The organism is Armatimonas sp. (genome assembly GCF_043760365.1).
Taxonomy (GTDB): domain Bacteria; phylum Armatimonadota; class Armatimonadia; order Armatimonadales; family Armatimonadaceae; genus Armatimonas.
In genome coordinates, this window is sequence record NZ_JAYUPA010000779.1 from 1 (window position 1) to 3,394 (window position 3,394).

A 3,394-nucleotide genomic window follows, 5' to 3' on the forward strand; every position below is an offset into this window, starting at 1 on the left:
AACCTCACGCTCACGGTCGGAGAGCTGCGAGAGAACGCCTTCCAGCTCCTCACGACGAATCAGGTTCATTGCCACATCGGAGGGGGTGGGAGTGGACTGCGCTTGCAGGAAGTCGCCGAGCTGTGAGGACTCGCGATCCCCGATTGGTGCTTCCAGAGAGAGCGGCTCCGAAGCGGCCCTCAAGATCTCGTCCACACGCTCGGGAGGCATGGCTACTGCCGCAGCGATTTCCTCTAGGCTCGGCTCTCGGGCAAGCTCCTGCCGGAGGCTACCTGTTGTTCGGGAGATCTTATGGATCATGTCCGCCACGTAGACAGGGATTCGAATCGTGCGCCCCTGATTGATAACCGCGCGGGCGATGGAGCGACGAATCCACCAGGTCGCGTAGGTCGAGAAGCGGAAGCCACGATCGGGGTCGTACTTTTCGACGGCACGGATCAGCCCGATCGTGCCTTCCTGAATGAGATCCGCCAGAGCGACACCCGGAACGGAGTAGCGGCGTGCCACCGAGATCACCAGGCGCAGGTTAGACTCAATCAAGATGTCTTTGGCGCTTTGATCACCCCGGGCGACGCGGTGTGCCAGAGAAACTTCCTCCGGAGCCGTCAGGAGCCGTGATGAGCGCGGGTGGCCTAGATAGCGCCGGAGCTGCTGCTCGTGCTCCCGAGCCTCATCGGCGGATGCACTCGACTTTTCTTCCTCAGGGTCGCCCGCAAAAGAATGCGGGGGAGGTGAAAAATCGTCTTCGTCCCCGCTGAGAGGGGACGAGAACTCCCGATGGGTATCGGGTGAAGAGGTCGCACGGCCACGGGTCATCGTGGAGAAGACCGGGTGATCCTTGAGAGGGAGGGTTCCCATCCTGGACATTCTTGACTTAGCCTTAAACTTCCGTCTGCGGTAATAGGGGGCGTGTCCCGCCACCCTCTGTATATTAAACAGCAAAAACGAGGGAAATGGTTCCCCTTTTGGAGACTATTTTATCTCTGGTTTCAGAGCCTTTCAAGGCCCTCGTCCAAAAACCGGTTGACATCGTCTGGTCGTGCCTGCCCCTTGGCTTCCTTCATGACCTGGCCGACGAGAAAGCCCTTGCTCTTGTCATTACCCGCCTTGATTTTTGCGACGATATCGGGATTGGCAGCGAGCACGCGCTGGACGATTTCCTGGACGGCACCTGCATCCGCGACTTTGATGCCGCGCTCCTGAATGAGCTGCTCGACACTCTTACTCTGGGCGTGCATGGAATCTATCAGCTCCTTGCCGATCTTACCGGTGATCGTCCCTTTCCCAATGGCGTTTACCAGTCCCGCGAGGTGCTCCACCGTGATAGGTGTGGCATACACCGGCTGACTGGCCGCGTTGGCAAGGCGGGTCAGATCTCCAAGCATCCAGTTGGCAACGAGCTTTGGATCGGCGCGCTGAGCGGCAGCCTCGAAGAAATCCGCTGTGGCGCGCTCACTCACGAGCTGGGCGGCATCGGTGCTGGGAAGGCTGTACTGCTCGATAAAGCGGCGCTTGCGGGCGATGGGCAGCTCAGGGAGATGGGCACGGAGGCTTTCGATATACTCCGGTAGGAACTCAATGGGAATCAGATCGGGCTCCGGGAAGTAGCGGTACTCCTGCTCGCTCTCTTTAATGCGCTGCAGAACGGTCTCGTTCTTTTCAGAGTCCCAACCGAACGTCGCCTGAATCACGGGCTCGCCTTTCTCAATCGCGGCGATCTGGCGCTTGGCCTCGTACTCGACGCCCTGCTGCACAAACCGAAACGAGTTGAGGTTTTTAAGTTCGGTCTTGGTTCCGTAGACCTCGCTGCCCTTCTCCCGAACCGACGGATTCGGCTCCACACGTAGGCTACCCTGCTCCATCTTGCCGTCGCTGACGCCCAGATAGAGCAGAATCGCGCGCAGTGTCTCGGCATAGAGCCGCGCCTCTTCTCCACTCTCCACATCCGGCGGGAAGTCAGTGACGATCTCCATGAGCGGCACTCCGGCGCGATTGTAGTCCATCACGGAGTAGCCCAGACCGTCTACGTGCTGCGACTTTCCGGTATCTTCTTCCAGATGCACGCGGGTGATCCGAATCTTCTTGAGGCTGCCGTCGGCTTCCTCGATCTCCAGCCAGCCATTGATCCCGATGGGCGTATTGCCGTACTGACTGACCTGGTAGCCCTTGGGCAGGTCGGGGTAGAAGTAGTTCTTGCGATGGAAGATCGTCCGCAGCGTGATCTCACAGTTCAGTGCCAGGGCCGTGCACACGACCTGCTCCACGGCTTTTTTATTAAACACGGGTAGTGTCCCCGGCAGGCCGAGACAGATCGGGCAGCAGCGGGTGTTGGGCTCACCCCCAAAGGCGTTTTCACACCCACAGAACATCTTGGACTTTGTCAGAAGCTCGGCATGGCACTCCATCCCGACTGAGACCACATACTCAGGCATGGGGCTATTGTATCGTGTCTATCCTCCCATGGGGCGCAGGCCGCTGGCTTCGGCGCTCTTTCCCTCGTTGGCGTGACCACTGGACGGCGCGACCGGGGCATCCGTGGGCCGCGTGGGTGTGGTGGGAGCGGCTTTACTAGCCGAGACGGTGGGCGGCGGCGCGGCACCTGCGGGGGGTGGGGTGCCCCCCAGACCATCTCGGTGTCCGGGCTGCGGTCGTCAAAAGAGAGCACGCGGCGCATGAGCTGGTCGGCCTGGCCAAAATCGCCCTCGCGTTCTTGACGAGCAGCCAGGCGCAGGAGAATCCCACTGGGAACCTCGCCCGGGCCGGTGGAGAGCAGAAGCGCGAGCTTGGTGACGGTGTCGGGATCGCCGCTCTGGACGAGCTTATCGGCTTTCTCCAGAAAAAGAGAGCGGGCAAGGGGAGCCGTGCCACCGAGTGTGCCAAAGAGCGCCTTCTGGCAAAATGTCGTCACCAGGTCCATATTGTCAGGCTCGCGCTGCACCAGAGCTTCGAGATCCGGCAGCGAGAGCGAGCGATAGTCGCCGCCAAACTCGGAGCGCATCGCCTGTGCATCAGAGGCTTCCTCCGTGTCGCGCCGTGCTCGGAGTGCCATCACCAGTAGTAGCCCCGCGCCTGCTCCGCCGATATGCGCAAAGTTGGCGACCCCATTGGAAAAACCCGCCGTTGATGTTAGAAAGCCTTCCAGAATGTCGAAGCCCAGGTAATAGAGGATCACCCACTGCGCCTGCCACTCCGAGACGGGACCCAGCCCTGCGGAGTAGCGCCACCAGTTCCAGCCCCAGAAGATACAGATGCGGGCAAACGGGAACAGATAGAGATAGGCACCCGCAAGCCCCATAATGGCCCCGGACGCGCCCAGGCTGAACTGTTGTGGGTGGAAAAGCCCAACCATTACCTCGTGAAGCCCATCGCCCGCTAGCCCGCAGAGCAGATAGAC

3 protein-coding genes are annotated in these 3,394 nt (G+C 60.5%); all 3 read right to left on the bottom strand.

What is annotated here, in order from left to right; genetic code table 11:
* On the bottom strand, positions 1-858 hold an 858-nt coding region (locus ACH2EH_RS18705), incomplete at its 3' end, for an RNA polymerase sigma factor RpoD/SigA (RefSeq protein WP_395144000.1).
* A gap of 131 nt (positions 859-989) precedes the next feature.
* Positions 990-2,432 (bottom strand): Asp-tRNA(Asn)/Glu-tRNA(Gln) amidotransferase subunit GatB, encoded by a 1,443-nt coding sequence (gatB, locus tag ACH2EH_RS18710; protein WP_395144002.1) that lies wholly within the window; start codon positions 2,430-2,432, stop codon positions 990-992.
* Positions 2,381-3,394: rhomboid family intramembrane serine protease (locus ACH2EH_RS18715; RefSeq protein WP_395144004.1), on the bottom strand; the 1,014-nt coding region annotated here is incomplete at its 5' end. The genes ACH2EH_RS18715 and gatB, both read right to left, overlap by 52 nt.

Bases quoted from the DNA above. Each gene is read 5' to 3' on its own strand.
- gatB (WP_395144002.1), bottom strand. From the start codon at position 2,432: ATGCCTGAGTATGTGGTCTCAGTCGGGATGGAGTGCCATGCCGAGCTT.